The 17,843-nt window shown below is 73.8% G+C and carries 18 protein-coding genes; 5 read left to right on the top strand and 13 right to left on the bottom strand.

Annotated features, from left to right (window positions below):
• Window positions 1-25: 25 nt before the first annotated feature.
• On the bottom strand, window positions 26-427 hold the full coding sequence (locus O7600_RS13695) for a hypothetical protein (RefSeq protein WP_281593935.1): 402 nt from the start codon (window positions 425-427) through the stop codon (window positions 26-28).
• Between the two features lie 43 nt (window positions 428-470).
• On the opposite strand from O7600_RS13695, the gene O7600_RS13700 reads away from it, so the two are divergent.
• On the top strand, window positions 471-1,421 hold the full coding sequence (locus O7600_RS13700; protein ID WP_281593936.1) for a diacylglycerol kinase family protein: 951 nt from the start codon (window positions 471-473) through the stop codon (window positions 1,419-1,421).
• Window positions 1,422-1,867: 446 nt separating this feature from the next.
• On the top strand, window positions 1,868-2,125 hold the full coding sequence (locus O7600_RS13705; RefSeq protein WP_013288358.1) for a WhiB family transcriptional regulator: 258 nt from the start codon (window positions 1,868-1,870) through the stop codon (window positions 2,123-2,125).
• A 62-nt stretch (window positions 2,126-2,187) separates the two neighbouring features.
• On the opposite strand, the gene O7600_RS13710 is transcribed toward O7600_RS13705, so the two are convergent.
• The 4 genes from O7600_RS13710 to O7600_RS13725 all read right to left on the bottom strand — a co-directional run bounded on the left by O7600_RS13710 (window position 2,188) and on the right by O7600_RS13725 (window position 5,618).
• Window positions 2,188-2,904, bottom strand: a complete 717-nt coding sequence (locus O7600_RS13710; RefSeq protein ID WP_281594153.1) for a CbiX/SirB N-terminal domain-containing protein — start codon at window positions 2,902-2,904, stop codon at window positions 2,188-2,190.
• A gap of 14 nt (window positions 2,905-2,918) precedes the next feature.
• Window positions 2,919-3,677, bottom strand: coding sequence for a phosphoadenylyl-sulfate reductase (locus O7600_RS13715; protein ID WP_281593937.1), 759 nt, complete (start codon window positions 3,675-3,677; stop codon window positions 2,919-2,921).
• Entirely contained in the window at window positions 3,674-3,832 is a 159-nt protein-coding gene (locus O7600_RS13720; protein WP_172967928.1) for a hypothetical protein, read from the bottom strand. Before O7600_RS13720 ends, O7600_RS13715 begins: the two co-directional genes overlap by 4 nt.
• Before the next feature lie 76 nt (window positions 3,833-3,908).
• Window positions 3,909-5,618 (bottom strand): nitrite/sulfite reductase, encoded by a 1,710-nt coding sequence (locus tag O7600_RS13725; protein ID WP_281593938.1) that lies wholly within the window; start codon window positions 5,616-5,618, stop codon window positions 3,909-3,911.
• 502 nt (window positions 5,619-6,120) lie between these two features.
• Between O7600_RS13725 and O7600_RS13730 the strand changes: the two genes are divergently transcribed.
• A complete protein-coding gene (locus O7600_RS13730; RefSeq protein WP_281594154.1) occupies window positions 6,121-7,680 on the top strand; it encodes a glycosyltransferase family 39 protein in 1,560 nt (519 codons plus the stop codon).
• Here O7600_RS13730 and O7600_RS13735 read toward each other — a convergent pair.
• A complete protein-coding gene (locus tag O7600_RS13735) occupies window positions 7,655-9,217 on the bottom strand; it encodes a PAS domain-containing sensor histidine kinase (RefSeq protein WP_281593939.1) in 1,563 nt (520 codons plus the stop codon). The two genes, O7600_RS13730 and O7600_RS13735, sit on opposite strands and share 26 nt — an antisense overlap.
• Before the next feature lie 25 nt (window positions 9,218-9,242).
• A complete protein-coding gene (locus O7600_RS13740) occupies window positions 9,243-10,271 on the bottom strand; it encodes an SIS domain-containing protein (RefSeq protein ID WP_281594155.1) in 1,029 nt (342 codons plus the stop codon).
• 183 nt (window positions 10,272-10,454) lie between these two features.
• On the opposite strand from O7600_RS13740, the gene O7600_RS13745 reads away from it, so the two are divergent.
• Window positions 10,455-12,071 carry a tetratricopeptide repeat protein gene (locus O7600_RS13745; RefSeq protein WP_281593940.1) on the top strand — a complete coding sequence of 539 codons (1,617 nt, stop codon included), beginning with the start codon at window positions 10,455-10,457 and terminating at the stop codon, window positions 12,069-12,071.
• Between the two features lie 103 nt (window positions 12,072-12,174).
• Here O7600_RS13745 and O7600_RS13750 read toward each other — a convergent pair whose 3' ends face one another.
• Window positions 12,175-13,764, bottom strand: a complete 1,590-nt coding sequence (locus O7600_RS13750; protein ID WP_099163792.1) for an MDR family MFS transporter — start codon at window positions 13,762-13,764, stop codon at window positions 12,175-12,177.
• 117 nt (window positions 13,765-13,881) lie between these two features.
• On the opposite strand from O7600_RS13750, the gene O7600_RS13755 reads away from it, so the two are divergent.
• On the top strand, window positions 13,882-14,445 hold the full coding sequence (locus O7600_RS13755) for a TetR/AcrR family transcriptional regulator (protein ID WP_091570899.1): 564 nt from the start codon (window positions 13,882-13,884) through the stop codon (window positions 14,443-14,445).
• Between the two features lie 6 nt (window positions 14,446-14,451).
• Here O7600_RS13755 and O7600_RS13760 read toward each other — a convergent pair whose 3' ends face one another.
• From O7600_RS13760 to O7600_RS13780, 5 genes are all read right to left on the bottom strand, one after another.
• Window positions 14,452-14,964, bottom strand: a complete 513-nt coding sequence (locus O7600_RS13760) for a GNAT family N-acetyltransferase (protein ID WP_281593941.1) — start codon at window positions 14,962-14,964, stop codon at window positions 14,452-14,454.
• Window positions 14,961-15,176: a biotin/lipoyl-binding carrier protein gene (locus O7600_RS13765; protein WP_091068708.1), complete on the bottom strand. Its 216-nt coding sequence runs from the start codon at window positions 15,174-15,176 to the stop codon at window positions 14,961-14,963. Before O7600_RS13765 ends, O7600_RS13760 begins: the two co-directional genes overlap by 4 nt.
• Before the next feature lie 383 nt (window positions 15,177-15,559).
• Window positions 15,560-15,847 carry a mycothiol system anti-sigma-R factor gene (gene rsrA, locus O7600_RS13770; protein WP_091576980.1) on the bottom strand — a complete coding sequence of 96 codons (288 nt, stop codon included), beginning with the start codon at window positions 15,845-15,847 and terminating at the stop codon, window positions 15,560-15,562.
• A 2-nt stretch (window positions 15,848-15,849) separates the two neighbouring features.
• A complete protein-coding gene (locus O7600_RS13775; protein WP_281593942.1) occupies window positions 15,850-16,656 on the bottom strand; it encodes a sigma-70 family RNA polymerase sigma factor in 807 nt (268 codons plus the stop codon).
• A 241-nt stretch (window positions 16,657-16,897) separates the two neighbouring features.
• Window positions 16,898-17,512, bottom strand: a complete 615-nt coding sequence (locus tag O7600_RS13780; RefSeq protein ID WP_281593943.1) for an alpha/beta family hydrolase — start codon at window positions 17,510-17,512, stop codon at window positions 16,898-16,900.
• Window positions 17,513-17,843 lie beyond the last annotated feature (331 nt).

Below are 17,843 nucleotides of genomic sequence, written 5' to 3' on the forward strand. Positions count from 1 at the left end.
CCGCGGGCGGCCGCAGGGGCGGCCGTCAGGGGGTCGGGTCGCCGAAGCCGAGCGCCCGGTTGGTCGGGCCGCTGACCAGCAGGCCCACCATGCCGATCCCGAGCGCGATCAGCGGCAGCCCGAGCCAGCCCAGGCCGCCCTCGATCATGAACCAGCCGACCGGCAGCAGCATGAGCTGGAGCACGATGGCCGGCGCGCGGGCGCCGGCCCGCCGACGGGACAGCGCGCCGCCGAGCGCCCAGAGCGCGACCGCGCCGCCGACGGCGAACGCGGTCACCAGCAGCGCCGAGGCCAGATCGGTGGTCGGCGCGGTGAGGTCGGACCAGATCAGCCACGCCGCGACCAGTCCGAGCGCCACCGCCTCGGCGCGCAGCAGGAGCACCGCCGCGCGGAGCGGGCCGGGGACCGGGTCGGAGTCGATCGTCACGGGCGCCACGATACCGGTGGGTAGTCGCGGTACAGTGCCGCCCATGCGGGCCGTCCTGGTGGTCAATCCGAAGGCCACCACCACCAGCGAACGCAGCCGGGACGTGCTCGTCCGGGCGCTGCGCAGTGAAGTCGACCTGTCGGTGCGGTACACCCGCCGACGGGGCCACGCCATGAATCTGGCCCGGGAGGCCGCCCAGGAGGGCGTCGACCTGGTGGTCACGCTCGGTGGCGACGGCACGGTCAACGAGGTGGTCAACGGGCTGATGGCGGCCGAGCCGCCGACGTTCCGCACCGGGCAGACCTCGGCCGAGCGGTTGCCGGCCCTGGCGACCGTGCCCGGCGGCTCGACCAACGTCTTCGCCCGCGCCCTCGGCCTGCCCCGCGAGTGGCCGGACGGCACCAGCATGATCCTGGAGGGGTTGCGGCTGGGCCGCTCCCGCACCATCGGGCTGGGTCGGGCGGACGACCGCTACTTCACCTTCTGCGCCGGCTTCGGGCTCGACGCGGCGGTCATCCGCCGGGTGGAGCAGGCCCGCAAGCGGGGTCGGGTCTCCACCCCGGCGCTCTACTTCCGGTCCACCGCGAGCCAGTACTTCGTCGGCTCGGACCGCCGGCACCCGCCGATCACGCTGGAGCGGCCGGGTGAGGCGCCGGCGACGGAGTTGGCCACCGCCATCATCCAGAACACCGCGCCGTGGACGTACCTCGGCGACCGGGAGATCAACCCGAACCCGGAGGCGTCGTTCGACCTCGGGCTGGACGTGCTCGCCATCCGGCAGCTCAAGGTGGCCAGCACCGCACGGACGGTGACCCAGTTCTTCTCCCGTAAGCCCGATCCGCACGGCAAGCAGGTGCTCCGGCTGCACGACGTGGCCGAGTTCACCCTGCTCGCGGCGCGTCCGCTGCCGTTCCAGCTGGACGGCGACTACCTCGGCGAGCGGGAAAAAGTCAGATTTACCTCCGTGCCGGCCGCACTCAGAGTAATCTGCTAGGTCTCGGGTATCCCAGTCGGTTGACGCGGACCCCCCGCCGCGCGGGCGCGGTGGCCGCCACGCCGAGGAAAGGTGCCGGAAATGTCAGCAACGTCACGCAGACCGTACTATATTGATCCTCGACTGTGGCACGCCGGGTAACCAGAGACCTCGGAAACCCGGACAAATGGGTGGTGAGCCCGCTCACTGTTCGGAGTTTTTCCGAGCGTCACCCTTGACATCGCTGTAGTTCGTGAAAGTATTCACAAGCGAACTCGTGTTACCGGGACATTGCCTGGATATGCTCGGCAGGTTGAGCTGTTCCAGCAGGTCCAGGGGCCCGCAGCCTGCTCACGCAGCGCCGAATTGATGGATGCTGACCGTCACCTATCGGCAATGCGGATGCATATAGGAATAGCAACGAAGCGTTATCTGGCCACCCACTAAGAATGAGGAGTGTTGCCGCCATGGACTGGCGCCACGATTCGGTCTGCCGCGACGAGGACCCGGAGCTGTTCTTCCCGATCGGGACGTCCGGTCCGGCTCTCCTGCAGGTGGAGCAGGCGAAGGCCGTCTGCCGGCGCTGCCCCGTGACCGACCAGTGCCTGCAGTGGGCGCTGGAGTCCGGTCAGGACGCCGGCGTCTGGGGTGGGATGAGCGAGGAGGAGCGCCGCGCGGTGAAGCGCCGCGGCGGTCTCCGGGTGCTGCGCGCTCACTCCGCCTGACCCGCACACGCGAGACGCCCCGGCCGGGATTCCGGCCGGGGCGTTCTGCTGTCCCGAGGCGCTCAACGCGCCGCCGCGTCCACCCGCCGGCGCACCAGGTCGGCGAGTTCCGGCAGATCGGTGAGCGGGTCGGCGACCGCCACCGCCCCCGCCGAGCGGGCCGCCGCGCGTACCCCGTCGTGGAACCGGCCCGGGGCCAGGAAGTAGGCCGCCACCGCGACCCGACCGGCCCCCGCCGCGCGCAGCCGCGCCACCGCGCCGCCCACCTCCGGGGGCGCCGCCGAGGCGTAGGAGACGCGGCAGGGCACGCCCAGGCCGGCGCCGAGCGCCGCGGCGACCCGGCCCACCGACGCCCGCGCGGCCGGGTCCCGGGTCCCGGCCGCGGCCAGCACCACCGCGTCCAGGTCGCCCGGGTCGTCCCCGGCGGCCTCCGCCAGCCGGCGTCGCAGCCCGGCCAGCAGCCGGCCGTCCACCGTGCCGCCGGTCGGCCCCAGCACGTCGGCCACCCGCACGTCGAGGCCCGCGCCGGCCGCTGCCACCGCCGCCGGGATGTCCACCTTCCGGTGGTACGCGGCGGTGAGCAGCAGCGGCACCAGCACCACCCGGGAGTGCCCGTCGGCGGCCAGTCCCCGCAGCACCTCGGTCGGACCGGGGTCGGTGTGGTCGAGCCAGCTCGGCAGCACCGGGCGGCCGGGACAGGCGACCGCCACCGCCCGGGCCAACGCCCGGGTGGCCTCGGCCGCCCGGGGATCGCGGCTGCCGTGCGCCACCAGCACCACCGGTGGCGCGGCCGTCAGGTGTGCAGCCCGCACTCGGTCTTCTCGAACATCGCCCACCGGCCGGCCCGGGGGTCCTCCCCCGCCTTCGTCCGGCGGGTGCACGGCCAGCAGCCGATCGAGCCGTAGCCCCGGGCGAACAGCTCGTTGACCGGGATGTCGTGGCGGGCTACGTACGCGTCCACCTCGCGCTGCGTCCAGGCGGCGATCGGGTTCACCTTGACCTTGCCGCGACGCGGGTCGAAGCCGACCACCGGCGTGTTCGCGCGGGTCGGCGACTCGTCCCGGCGCAGCCCGGCGGCCCAGGCGTCGTACCCGGCGAGCGCCCGCTCCAGCGGTTCCACCTTGCGCAACTGGCAGCAGTCGTCCGGGGACCGGTTGAACAGACGCGGGCCGTACTGGCCGTCCTGCTGCCCGACGGTCATCCGGGGCCGGATCGAGCGGACCCGCACCGGCATCCGCCGGGCCACCTCGTCGCGGACCCGCAGCGTCTCCGGGAAGTGCAGCCCGGTGTCCAGGAACACCACGTCCACGCCGGGGGCGACCCGGGAGACCAGGTGCGCCAGCACACCGTCGGCCATCGAACTGGTCACGCAGAACCGCTCGCCGAACGTCTCCACCGCCCAGCGGGCGATCTCCAGCGCGGGCGCGTCCGCCAGTTCCCGCCCGGCCTCCTCGGCCAGCAGACGCAGCTCCTCCGGGTCGCGCCGGACCGGGTCGGCCGCCCCGCCCGCGCCGACCAGGCCCAGGCCCGTGGCGGAGACCAGGCCGCTCACCGGGTCACCGCCCGGCCCAGCAGACCGGTGAACCGCACCGAGAAGACCCGCGCGCAGGCGTGGCACTCCCAGGCGCCGTGCCCGGCCTCGTGCGGTCGCAGGTCCTCCTCCCCGCAGTAGGGGCAGTAGAGAGGCGCGGATCGGGCGTCGCTCATCGTGCCGCCTCGCTTCGCTCGCCGGCACGATGAGGCACGGCCACGCTGAGCCGGATGATTCGCTCGCTTCGCTCGCTCATCGGAGCTCCTCCTCGTCGACTCTGATCACCCAGCGGGCGAACGTCTCGCCCTCGGTCCGGCCGGCCAGGTAGCGGCGGGCCAGCCGTTCCACGTACTCCGGAAGGTCGTCGGCGGTGGTCTTCAGGCCGCGCAGCTTGCGGCCGAAGCCGGCGGTCTGGCCGGCGGCCATGCCGAGGCCGCCGCCGAGGTGCACCTGGAAGCCCTCGACCTGCCGGCCGTCCGGGCCGACCACGAGCTGGCCCTTGAGCCCGATGTCCGCGACCTGGGTGCGGGCGCAGGCGTTGGGGCAGCCGTTGAGGTGGATGGAGATGTCCGCGTCGAAGTCGCGCAGCCGCTCCTCCAGCCGGGCCACCAGCTCCTCGCCGCGCCGCTTGGTCTCCACGATGGCCAGCTTGCAGAACTCGATGCCGGTGCAGGCCATGGTGCCGCGCCGCCAGGCCGACGGCCGGGCCTCCAGGCCGATCCCGCGCAGCGCCGTCACCAGGGACTCGGTCCGCTCCGGCGCCACGTCCAACACCAGCAACTTCTGGTACGGGGTGAGCCGTACCCGGTCGCTGCCGTGCGCCTCGACCACGTCGGCGAGCTGCGCCAGCTGGGTGCCGGAGACCCGGCCCACCACGGGTGCCGCGCCCACGTAGTTGGCGCCGTCACGCTGCGGGTGCACGCCGATGTGGTCCACCGGCTTCGCCGGCAGCTCCGCGGCCGGCCCGTCGAGCAGCGCGCGACCCAGGTATTCCTTCTCCAGCACCTCGCGGAAGCGCTCCACGCCCCAGTCGGCGACCAGGAACTTCAGTCGGGCCCGGTTGCGCAGCCGCCGGTAGCCGTAGTCGCGGAAGATGCCGACCACGCCGGCCCACACGTCCGGCACCTCGTGCAGCGGCACCCAGACGCCGAGCCGCTTGGCCAGCATCGGGTTGGTGGAGAGCCCGCCGCCCACCCAGACGTCGAAGCCGGGGCCGTGCTCGGGGTGGTCGACGCCGAGGAGCGCGATGTCGTTCGCCTCGTACGGGGTGTCGACCAGCCAGGAGATGGAGGTCTTGAACTTGCGGGGCAGGTTGGAGAACGCCTTGTCGCCGACGTACCGGCGGACGATCTCGTCGATGGCCGGCGTGGGGTCGAGCAGCTCGTCGCGGGCCACCCCGGCGACCGGGCTGCCGAGCACGATCCGGGGGCAGTCGCCGCACGCCTCGGTGGTCTGCAGGCCGACCGACTCCAGCCGGCGCCAGATCTCCGGCATGTCCTCGACCCGGATCCAGTGGTACTGGATGTTCTGCCGGTCGGTGATGTCGGCGGTGTCCCGGGCGAACTCGCGGGAGATGTCCGCGACCACACGCAGCTGGGCCAGGTTGAGCTGGCCGCCGTCCACCCGGACCCGGAGCATGAAGAACTCGTCCTCCAGCTCGTGCGGCTCCAGCACGGCGGTGCGCCCGCCGTCGATGCCGGCCTTGCGCTGGGTGTAGAGCCCCCACCAACGGAACCGGCCACGCAGGTCCTGCGGGTCGATCGAGGCGAAGCCCCGGTGGGCGTAGATGTTCTCGATCCGGTCCCGCACGTTGAGCGGGTCGTCGTCCTTCTTGATCCGCTCGTTGGGGTTGAGCGGCTCACGGTGCCCGAGCGCCCACTGGCCCTCGCCACGCGGCCGGCGGGGGGCCCGTGCGGCGGGAGCCGGGTGGTCCGAGCGGGTGGGGGTGCTGCTGACCGCCATCGCGGCGTCCTCCGATTTGTCTGCTGCGGTGCCTGGAGCGCGGACGCGGCGGCCGGCCCGGGGAAGGGCCGAGGACGGCGGTGTCGATGACGGCCGGCGCGGAACGCGCCCGAGACGGAAGGGTCGGGCGTCGTCAGTGGGCCGGACAGATCGCGCTGCGCACGCGGCCGTAGTCGACGTGGCGACGGGCCACGAAGCGGCGGACGACAGCGGCGGTCATGCGCCTCATGCTGCCACACCACCGCCCCACCGACCACCGCCCGCCCCGGTGATCCCACATCACGGGCACCCCCGCCCAGATCGACACCCATCCACCCCCCACCCCCGGTGACCAGCATCACCCCACCCCAGCGTCGTCGATCACGAAGTTGGCGGCGACAAAAGGGGCGGCGGATGCCGTCAACCTCATGATCGACCGCTGGGGGGTGAGGTGGGGCCCGGTTGGGGGTGGAATCGGCGGAGCGGGGTGGCGGGGGTGGGCGGGCGTGTGACGCTGCGGGATGTGAGCGCGTTCGCCGAGCCTGCGCCGTCCCGAGCCCGCCTCGGTTGGCCGGTGTGGGTCGTACCGGGGCTGCTCACGCTGGGGATCACGCTGGTCGGGATCGGACACGCGCAGCCGTGGCGCGACGAGCTGGCCACCTGGAGCGCCGCCACCCGCCCGCTGCCCGACCTGGTCCGACTGACCCGCGTCATCGACGCCGCCACCGGGCCCTACTACGCGCTCATGCACGGGTGGACGGCGCTTGTCGGCACCTCGCCGACGGCGTTGCGGCTGCCCTCCGCGCTGGCCATGGCCGCCGCCGCCGCGCTGACCGCCCGGCTCGGCGCGCGCCTCGTCGGCGACCGGGCCGGGCTGCTGGCGGGCCTGCTGTTCGCGGTGCTGCCGGCCACCTCGCGGTACGGCCAGGAGGCCCGCCCGTACGCCCTCGCGACGCTGTTCGCCGTGCTCGCCACGCTGCTGCTGGTCGACGCGCTGCGCCGGCCGACCCGGCGACGTTGGGCCGGGTACGCGCTCGCCGTCGCCGCGCTCGCCCTGGTCCACCTGATCGCGCTCACCCTGCTCGCCGCGCACGCAGTGGTGGTGCTGCTGACCGCATTACGCGGACCGGCGGCCGGCCGACGGGTACTCGTGCGGTGGCTGCTGGCGCTGCTGCCGGCCTTCGTGCTCGTCACCCCGCTGGCGCTTGTCGCCCGGGGCCAGCGCGGTCGGCAGCTCGACTGGGTGGACCCGGCCCGCCTGCCCGACCTGGCGGCGCTGCCCGGAGGGCTGGCGCAGAGCGGCGTGGTGGGTGGGTTCCTGCTGGCCCTCGCGGCGCTCGGCGCGGTCCGGCTGGGCCGGCGGGCGCTGCTGCCCGCCGCCGCCGTGCTGCTGCCGGTGCTGTTGCTCTTCGTGGCCGGCACGGTGGTGCCGCTCTGGGTGACCCGCTACCTGGTCTTCACCGTGCCGTTCGCCTGCCTGCTCGCCGGCGCGGCCCTGGCCGGGACGACACCGGCCGGGACCACGCCGGCCGGGACCACGCCGACCGAGACCGCGCCGGTCGGGACCGCGGTCAGCGGGACCGGACCGACGGGGAGCGCGCCGGCCGGGGTGCGGCTCGGGGCGGCGCTGGCCCTGGTGGCCCTGGCCGGGTTGCTCGGACTGCCCGACCAGGCGGCGTTGCGCCGTACCCACGAGTGGCCGCGGAGCGCGCCCGTCGACTACGCGGGTGCGGCACGGGTGATCGCCGCCGGGGAGCGGCCGGGCGACGCGATCGTCTACTCACCCCGGGACAGTTGGCTGTTCCCGGATCTGGGCATGGCGTACCACCTGCGGTCGCGGCTGCCGCGCGACGTGCTGGTGGTCCGCGACCAGCGGCAGGACGCGGACCTGTGGGCCACCGAGTGCGACGATCCGGCGCGGTGCCTGGCCGGGGTGGACCGGGTCTGGCTGGTGGTCACCGGGCGCCGGGCGGACCCGCTGGCGGCGGTGCCCGGCGCGAAGGGCGCGGCGCTGCGCGACGGCTTCACGGTGCGTCAGGTCTGGCCCCGTTCGGGACTCACGGTGGCCCTGCTCGCCCGGTGAGGCGGTCGGTGGTGCCCCGGGCCAGCGGGACGACAAGCGCCGCCTCGGTGCCGCCGCCGGCGCCGTTGCGCAGCTCGATGGTGCCGCGCAGCTCGCCGGTGACCAGCGCCCGGACGATCTGGAGCCCGAGGTTGCCGCCCCGTTCGGCGTCGAACTGCCCGGGCAGGCCGCGCCCGTTGTCGGTGACCGAGACGTGCAGCTCCTTGCGGAGTCGGTGCACCGACACCACCACCTCCGGCTTCGGCCCGTCGACCGGGGCGGGAGCGCCGTCCTCGTCGGCCGGCGGGAAGCCGTGCTCCACGGCGTTGAGCAGCAGCTCGTTGAGGACCATCACCAGCGAGGTGGCGATCTCGGCGGGCAGCACGCCGAAGCTGCCCTTCCGGCGCATGCCGACGGTCACCTCGGTGGCGGCCACCTCGGTCGCGGCGCTGGCGACCCGGTCGACGATGCCGTCGAACTCCACCGCCTCGTCGCTGGACATGGAGAGCGTCTCGTGCACCAGGGCGATCGAGGCGACCCGGCGTACCGACTCCTCCAGCGCGACCCGGGCCTCGGGCATGGCCACCCGGCGGGCCTGGAGGCGCAGCAGCGCGGCGACGGTCTGCAGGTTGTTCTTCACCCGGTGGTGGATCTCCCGGATGGTGGCGTCCTTGGTGATCAGGGCGCGGTCGCGGCGGCGTACCTCGGTGATGTCGCGGACCAGCACCAGCGCGCCGATCGGCACGCCGGCGGGCATCAGCGGCAGCGCCCGGGTCAGCATGGTGGCGCCGCGGGCGTCGATCTCCCGGCGGGGCGGCGCCTCGCCGCGCAACGCGGCGAGCACCGCGTTGCCCGCGTCGGTGCCCTCGAGCGGGTCGCCGGCCAGCCGGCGGTGCAGCTTGGCCAGGTCCTCCCCGACCAGGTGGGAGGCGTAGCCGAGCCGGCGGTACGCGGACTGCGCGTTCGGGCTGGCGTAGGTGACCTTGCCGTTGGCGTCGAGCCGCACCAGCCCGTCGCCGACGCGGGGCGCCGAGGTGGTCTCGCCCGGGTGCCGGGGCGGCGGGAACGTGCCGTCGGCGATCATCTGGGCCAGGTCGTCGGCGGTGGTCAGGTAGTTCAGTTCGAGCTGGCTCGGGGTGCGCGCGGTGGAGAGGTTGGTGTCGCGCCCCACCACGGCGATCACCTCGCCGTTCTCCCCGTCGCCGGTGCGCAGCCGCACCGGGATGGCCTCGTGCCGGGCGGGCACGTCGCCGTACCAGACCGGGTCGCCCTCGCGCCAGATCCGGCCCTGCCGGTGGGCCACCTCCAGGTGCGCCACCTCGGGCCCGCCGACGATCCGGCCGACCTGGTCGTCCAGGTAGGCGGTCGGCGCGGTGGTCGGGCGGACCTGGGCCACGCAGAGGAAGGTGCCGTCACCGTCCACCGGCACCCAGAGCAGCAGGTCGGCGAAGGAGAGGTCGGACAGCAGCTGCCAGTCGCCGGCGATCCGGTGCAGGTGGTCGATGTCCGCCGGACGGAGCGCGGTGTGCTCCTCGGCGAGGTCACGGAGGGTGGACACGCTCCACAGCGTGCCACGCCGGACCTCACATCGTCGCGGTGACCTTCTTCAACCCGCGTGGTGCGTCCGGGTCCTCACCGCGGGCCAGCGCCAGGGCCAGCGCGAGCCGTTGCAGCGGCAGGATGTCGAGCAGCGGCGCGTACCGCTCGTCGACCTCGGGCACCGCCATCCGGGTCTCCCCGACGTCGGCGGAGCCGACCACCACCACGTCGGCGCGGCGCTCCCCGAGCCGGGGCAGCACCTCGCGCATGGACGTGCCGCCGGGGCCGGAGCCGACCACGGCCAGCACCGGGACGTCCGGGTCGGTCATGGCGAGCGGGCCGTGCAGCAGGTCGGCGCCGGAGAAGGCGAGCGCCGGCAGGTAGGACGTCTCCATCAGCTTCAGCGCCGCCTCCCGGGCGGTCGGGTACGCGTAGCCCCGGCCGGTGGTGACGAGCTGGGCGGCGAACCGGTAGCGCGGGGCGAGCCGGGCCGGGGTGTCGTCGGCGAGGGTGCGCGCGGCCAGCTCGGGCAGGCGGGCCAGGGCGTCCTGTTCCTCGGCGGGCAGTGCGCCGTCGCCGGCGCGTACCCCCTCGACCAGCATGAGCAGCGCGAGCAGCTCGGCGGTGTAGGTCTTGGTGGCGGCGACGGCCCGCTCGTGGCCGGCGGCGATGTCGACGCTCAGCTCGGCGGTCTCGACCAGCGGCGAATCGGGGTTGTTGGTGACGGCGAGGGTGAGCGCGCCGGAGGCCCGGGCGACCCGCAGCACCTCGGCCAGGTCGGGCGAGCCGCCGCTCTGGCTGACGCCGACGACCAGCGCGTCGGAGAGGTCGGGCCGGGCGCCGAAGACGGTGATCGCGCTCGGCGAGGCGAGCCCGGCGGGCAGCCCGAGGCGGATCTCGGTGAGGTAGGCGGCGTAGAGCGCCGCGTGGTCGGAGGTGCCCCGGGCGGTGAAGACCACGTGCCGGGGCCGCCGGTCCGCGACGACGGCCGCGACCTCGGCGATCGCGGTGGCGTGCTCGGTGGAGAGCAGACGCTCGTAGCCGGCCGGCTGCTCGTCGATGTCGGCGGCCATGCCGACCCCTGGACGGGTCACCCCACACCCCCTTCTGCGCGATTGCCGCGCGTTCGATGCTCAGTCTTGCACGTTTGAGCCGTCGCGGGCAACGCAACGAGCAGTAGTGCGCAGTGGATCACCAATGCTGGACAAGATCCCCTACGCTTGCCCGGCTGACGACCCGACCGGCGGAAGGACGACGTGCCCGAGGACGACGCCGCGCTCTCCGCGGAGGAGGAACTCGCGCTGGCCCGCCTGGCGCTGGGCGAGGGCGACCTGCGGCACGCGGCCGACCACGTGGCCGCGGCGCTGGTCCGCTCCCCCACCCTGCCCGAGGCGCACGAGACGCTCGCCCGGCTCGCCGCGGCCAGCGGCGGCGACCTGGACCTCTTCCCGCTGGGCCAGCACGCGTTCGTCGGCGCCGTGGTGGCCCGGGCACACCTGCTCGCCGCCGCCGGCCGCCCCGCCGAAGGGCTCGACCTGCTGGCCGCCGCCACCGGCTACGCGCCCGGCGCGCCGTGGGCCGCCGTGCCCTGGGTGACCGCCGCCGACCTGCCGGAACGCCTCGACCCGGAGCGCACCGCGCGAATTCTCATGCAGGTCTGCGCGGCCGTGCCCGACCCGGTGCCGCGCCGACTGCGCGAACCGCTCCAGCCCTACCTGGCGCTGGCCCGCAACGCGATCACCGTGCACCCCGAGCACCCGCTCCTGCTGGGCGCGGCGTCCGCGCTGGCCCGACGCCTGGGCGAGGTCGCCCTGGCGGTCGCCTGGGCCACCCGGGGGGTACGCGCGGAGCAGACCAAGCTCGGCGAGGTCTGGCTCGGGTACGCGTACCGCAGCGCCGGCCGGACCGCCGACGCGCTGGCCGCGCTGGAGCGCGCCGTCGCGCTCGACCCGGACGACCTGGCGGTCTACGCGGACATCGCCGGCACGCTGGCCGACCACGGCCGGCTGGACGCCGCGCTGGACTGGGTGGGCCGCGCGCTGGCGAAGGACCCGTCCTTCGACTGTGCCGTGCACACCGCGCACCGGCTGCGCTTCCAGCGCGACGGCGACGTCGACCACCTGGTGGCCCTGGCCGACTTCGTCCGCGACCACCCGGACGACTCGCACGAGCACGGCGACCTCGCCGAGTGCTGCCGGGGCCGCCCCTGGCTGGGTCAGGTGACCCCGGTGGGCGCGGACGACCCGCTGGTGCCGGAGAGTCTCGCCGACAGCACGCTCCCGTCGGCCGGCGCGGCGCGACGGCTCCAGCAGCTCGCCCAGCCGGCCTGGGCCCATCCCCCGGCCGCGTACGACGCCGCGGTCGGATTCGCCACCGTCGACCTCGACGACCTGCTCGGCCTGCTGGCGCATCCGCCGGAGACGCCGCCCACCGCGCTGGGGCGGGTGCTCGCCGGCCAGGATCCCGCGCTCTGGGTGCGGTGCGCCCAGGTCTGGGCCTGCCTCGGCCTGCTGCACCACCGCACCGACGAGCCGTGGGCGGAGTCCACCCGCCGCCGGGTGCTGGGGGCACTGGCCGCCGGCGGTCCCGGCCCGGTCGCCGAGGCGGCGCTGTTCGCGCTGGTCACCGCCGCCTGGGTGGAACCCGAGGTACGCGCCGACGTGGCGGGCCTGGTGGCCGGGCGGCTCGCCGAGGTGGCCGGCGGGCGCGTCCGCCGCACCCCGGCTGCGGTGCAGCTGGCGCACCTGGCGCGGGCTACTCCGGCCCTCGACCCGGCCGCCCGCGCCACCGCCGAGTCGTTGGTCGCCGATGCCGGGGCCGGCCCGCTGCGCCGGCTGTGGCGGCGCCTCACCGCCCTGTTCCGTCGCGCCTGACGACGCCCGGGGTGGTCCCCCCGGGACGGTGCTGCCAGTACACGGCGTTAAGAAGGGACCCCGGTACAACGCCAGGCGTTAAGCGGGGCCCCTTCCTCACACGTCAGACGGGGGCCTTGCCGAGCGCGATCTCGGCCTCGTCCTCCGGCGTGGCGCCGGCCGGCGGGGCGTCGTTCGTCGCCCGCAGCGGCACCTCCTTGATGAACCAGGCGAGCACCGGGACCGCCACGGTGAAGAAGACGGCCCACAGGAAGACGTGCGAGATGGCGTCGGCGAGCGCGCCGAGCACCACCTCCCGGGTGGCGCCGGTGAGCTGCTTGAGCTTCTCCAGGTCCAGCGCTCCGCCCTCGCCGCCGCCCTTGCCGGCGAACGCCGGGCCGGCCGCCGAGTCGGCCAGCCGGTTGGCGAAGACGGCGCCGAAGAGCGAGACTCCGAACGAGCCGCCGATGGACCGGAAGAAGGTGGCCGCGCCGCTCGCCGCGCCCAGGTCCTTCTGCTCGACGCTGTTCTGCGCGATCAGCATCGAGGTCTGCATGAGGAAGCCCATGCCGACGCCGAGCACGACCATGTAGATCGAGGACTGTGTCTTGCTGGTGTCGAGGTCGAGCAGGCTGAGCAGCCCCATGCCGAGCGCCATCACCACGCCGCCGATGATCGGGAAGGCGCGGTAGCGCCCGGTCTTCGTGATCGTCCGGCCCACCACCAGCGAGACCACGAGCATGCCGAACATCAGCGGGAGCAGCAGCAGCCCGCTGTTCGTGGCGGACGCGCCCTGGACGGTCTGCTGGTAGAGCGGGAGGAAGTTCATCGCGCCGAACATGGCGAAGCCGAGCAGGAACCCGATCACCGAGATGAGCGCGAAGTTGCGGTTGGCGAACAGGCCCAGCGGCAGGATCGGCTCGGGCACCCGCCGCTCGACCAGGGCGAAGGCGACCAGCGCGACCACGGCCAGCGCGGCGAGGCCGAGGATCTGCGGCGAACCCCAGTCGTACTCGTTGCCGCCCCACGTGGTGACCAGCACGAGCGCCGTGATGCCGACCGAGAGCAGCGCCGCGCCCAGCCAGTCGATCTTGTGTTCGGTGCGGTACTTCGGCAGGTGCATGGTGGTGGCGAGGACCAGCAGCGCCACGCCGCCCAACGGCAGGTTGACGTAGAACGCCCAACGCCAGGACAGGTTGTCGGTGATGAAGCCGCCGACCAGCGGGCCGGCCACCATGGCGATGGCCATGATGCCGGCGATCATGCCCTGGTAGCGGCCCCGCTCCCGGGGCGGGACCAGGTCGCCGATGATCGCCATGACGCCGACCATCAGACCGCCGGCGCCGAGACCCTGGACCGCCCGGAACGCGATCAGCTCGACCATGCCGTTGTCGGTGCCGCCGAAGACGCCGGAGCCGGACATGCCGCAGAGCGCGGAGCCGATCAGGAAGACGACCACCGCGGTGAGGAAGACCGCCTTACGGCCGTAGAGATCGCCGAGCTTGCCCCAGATCGGGGTGGAGACCGTGGTGCCCAGCACGTACGCGGTGACCACCCAGGTGAAGTGGTCGGCGCCGCCGAACTCGAACACGATGCGTGGCAGCGCGGTGCTGACGATCATGTTGTCGAGCATCGCGAGCATCATCGCGATCATCAGGCCGAAGAGGACGACGCGGACGTTGGGTCTCGCGGTGACCTCGGCTGGTTGACTCATGGGTAGGCTCCCCCGCAGATCGGTGATCGACTTACTTGCCGCCCGGCTAGTTGACTTACTAGCCGCACGGTAAGCTGGGTACGGACGAGCGTCAAGCGGATTGGAAGGTGTCGGTCGGTGAGCGAGGGCACAGGCGGCACGCGCCAGCGGATCCAGGCGGTCGCGCTGGAGCTGTTCACCGAGCAGGGATACGAGAAGACCTCGCTCCGGGAGATCGCCGAACGCCTCAACGTCACCAAGGCCGCGCTCTACTACCACTTCAAGAGCAAGGACGAGATCGTCACCAGCTTCGTCGACGACCGGCTCCGCCGGATGGACGAGCTGATCGCCTGGGCCGCCGAGCAGCCCGCCACGCTGGAGACCCGGCGCGCGCTGATCGGCCGGTACGCCGACGCCATGTTCGCCGGCGAGCTGCCCAAGGTGATGCGCTTCTTCGAGCAGAACCAGACCGTGCTCAAGAGCCTCGCCGCCGGCCAGCAGATGCGCGAGCGGATGATGCGGCTGGCCGGCGAGCTGTGCCGGGGCGACGAGTCACCGGCCGCCCAGCTGCGGGCCGCGCTCACCCTGTTCGCGGTGCACACCAGCTGGTTCGCGGTGCGCGCGCCGGGCATCTCCGACGACGAGCGGAAGAAGATCGCCCTGGAGGTGGCCGACGAGCTGCTGGCGAAGATCGGCGGCTGAGCCGGCTCAGCCCTCGGCGGTCAGCGCCAGACGCAGGCCGAGCAGCTCGACGCCGGGCAGCGGCGACCAGTCCTTCTCCGGCAGCCGGACGAACCCGAGCCGGTCGTAGAGGCGCCGCGCGCCCGCCGCCATGCCGTCGCGTACGCAGATCACCACCGCCGTGCAGCCCAGCTCGACGGCGCGCGCCACGCACGCCCGCGCCAACGCCGCGCCGGCGCCCCGGCCCTGGGCGGCCGGGTCCACCGCGAGCATCCGGAACTCCGCCTCGCCCGGCCCGGCCAGCTCCGCGTACGGGGTCCCGGGCAGCACGAACGTGACCGCGCCGAGCACCGCGCCGGTGGACTCGTCCACGGCCACCAGCACCTCGCCGGTCTCCGCCCGGCCGGCCACGTCGGCCAGCACCACGGCGTACCCGTTCTCACCCTTGAGCTGGCCGTCCGCCTCGTACGCGGCCACCGTCAGGCGGGCCACCGCCGGGAAGTCCGCCGGTTCCGCGCGGCGGACGAGCAGGCCGCTCAACCGATCACCGCGATCAGGTCGCCGTCCTGCACCACGTCGCCCTCGTTGACCGCGAGCTGCTGCACCACGCCGTCGGACTCGGCGACCACCGGGATCTCCATCTTCATCGACTCCAGGATCACCAGCGTGTCGCCCTCGGACACGGTGTCCCCGGCCGACGCGACGACCTTCCAGACGTTCGCCACCATCTCGGCGCGGATCTCCTCGGCCATGTCCCGGCCCTCCCTCTGTCCGACAGTCCTGCGACGGTATCCAATCATGACGCCGGTCACGCCGGCCCTCGGACCACCCGCGCGCGGACCCGCCCCGCCGCCCACGGGACGGACCGGGCGGCACTAGCATCGTGCGGGTCGGCTCCCGGCGCGCCGGGACCACACGCGACCTCCGCCGCGCTCCGCCGCGGACGGACCGTGACCAGCACAAGGAGGCAGAGCATGGCGAAGAAGGCCCGGAAGAAGAAGGCCCGGAAGAAGAGCGGCGCGAACCACGGCAAGCGCCCCAACTCCTGATCGTCCGCGATCAGCGCGCCGGCCCGAGGCCGGACAGACCGGTGGCCCGGGTCCGTGCGGACCCGGGCCACCGGTGTACGTGCCAGTCAGTCAGCCAACTCGCGCGACTCGGTCGTCTCGAAGACCACCAGCTCGGTCAGCCGCAGTCGCAGCCGCTCGCGCAGCTTCTCCGGCGCGGCCTCGTTTCCGCAGCACCGGGCGACCAGCGCCTTGACCTCCTGCTCGATGCCGTACTCGCGCAGGCAGGGGCCGCACTCGTCGAGGTGGTGCCGGATCAGGACCCGGCGCTCCTCGGCACACTCCAGGTCGAGGTAGAGGTAGACCTCGGCGAGCACCTCGCGGCAGTCCGTCTCGTGCGGTTCTCCACAGCTCACGGTCACACCTCCCGGCCGGCGGTGGCGGTCGAGCCCTTCGACGACGCGGCGCTGAAACCTCGCTCCGACGCGTACCCCTCGAGCAGCTTGCGCAGATTACGTCGGCCACGGTGCAGGCGGGACATCACGGTGCCGATCGGCGTGCCCATGATGTCGGCGACCTCCTTGTAGGAGAAACCCTCGACATCGGTCAGGTAGACGGCCAGACGGAACTCCTCCGGCAACTGCTGGAGGGCCTCCTTGACGTCGCTGTCCGGCAGCCGGTCGAGCGCCTCGGTCTCGGCCGAGCGCAGACCGCTGGACGTGTGCGACTCCGCCTCGGCGAGCTGCCAGTCGGTGATCTCGTCGGTCGGCGCCTGGACCGGCTGGCGCTGCCGCTTCCGGTAGGAGTTGATGTAGGTGTTGGTCAGGATCCGGTAGAGCCAGGCCTTCAGGTTGGTGCCCTGCTCGAACTGGTGGAAGGCGGCGTACGCCTTCAGGTAGGTCTCCTGGACCAGGTCCTCGGCATCCGCCGGGTTGCGGGTCATCCGCAGCCCGGCAGCGTAGAGCTGATCGACGAAGGGCATCGCGTCCCGCTCGAAGCGGGCCCTGCGCTCGTCCGTCTTCTCGGTGGTCAACCGCACATCCCCTCGCGTCGGATGCTTTCCCGCCGAGGATACGCGTACCCGGGAGCCAGCAGATTCACTTCCCGAGTGTGTGCCGGTGCTCACGGCCAACCCCGACGCGGGCCACTCCGGCGCGTCGAGCAGCCGCCGGAGCCGCCGTTCGTCCCGTTCGTCCCGCTCCCGGTTCCGTGTCTCGATCGGCACCGGTCACCCCCCTCGCGCTGACAATGTCATCCAAGGGGCTTCAACGCGAAGCGCGGGCCGTCGCATTCCATCGCACCGGCTCGACCACCCGTCCACCCGTTCCCGGCCCCAACCTCGGCCGCGACCGACGCTGGGACCAGGAAGGGCCTGGGAGGTGACCCCGGCGCGCCCGAACCGGGCGGCCGGCGCCACCCGGTGCAACGACCACCGCCGGGGAGGGTCACGCCTCCCGGACCGTGGTTCAGGTCAACCAACCGCGAGCGGCGAGCCAGTCGCGGACCGCCGCCGCCGTACCCGTCGGATCGACCCGCAGGTCGTGGCGCTCCCCCGGCCGGACCACCACCTCGACCCCGGGCCCCGCAGCGGGTACGCCGAACGGGTCCCGGTCGCCGTTGACCACCAGCGTCGGCAGGCCGGTGGCCAGTTCCGCCGCCCGGGAGCGTTCCGGCCGCCCCGGCGGGTGCAGGGGGAACGCCAGCGCCACTACCCCCGACGCGCCGACCGTCCCGGCGGTCCGGCAGGCCACCCGGGCGCCGCTGGACCGGCCGCCCACCACCCAGCGGCCGGCGTCGGGCAGGCGTCGGCGCAGCTCGGCCAGCACCGCCGTCCAGGCCTCGTCGAGGTGCCCGGCCGGTGCCGGCGCGCGCCGGCCGGCGACCCGGTAGGGCTGGGTCACCAGCACCACTGCCGCCCCGGCGTCGCACACCGCGTCGCGGACCGCGACCAGGTCCGGCGCGTCCACGCTCCCGCCCGCCCCGTGGCCCAGCACCAGGACCGTGGAACCGGCCGTCGCCGGCTGGTCGAGCCGGATCCGGGCCGGCCCCCGCGGAGTGTCGATGTCGTCGTCGTGCCGCACCGCCTCATTCTGCGCGCGACATCACGCGACGCGACGCGCGACGCGGAGGGAGCGGACATCCCACCCGGCCACGGCCTCGGCCGCCTGCGGCCCACGGCTCGCCGCTCACGGCGCACGGCCCCCGCTGGCGACGCGCAGCGCACGGCTCACGGCTCACGGCTCGCGGCGGCGCACGGCCCTCGCTCACGGCTGACGGCTGACGGCACGCCGCACGCCGCACGCGAGATCTTGGTACGGAATGGCCCCTTTAGGGGCCCTTTCCTGCCAAGATCTCCGCTGGGTCTCATTACTTGGAAGCAGAATCCCGCCCAGTGGCAAGTCACCGACAGAA

The sequence above is a fragment of the Micromonospora sp. WMMA1998 genome (assembly GCF_027497375.1).
GTDB classification, from domain to species: domain Bacteria; phylum Actinomycetota; class Actinomycetes; order Mycobacteriales; family Micromonosporaceae; genus Micromonospora; species Micromonospora sediminicola.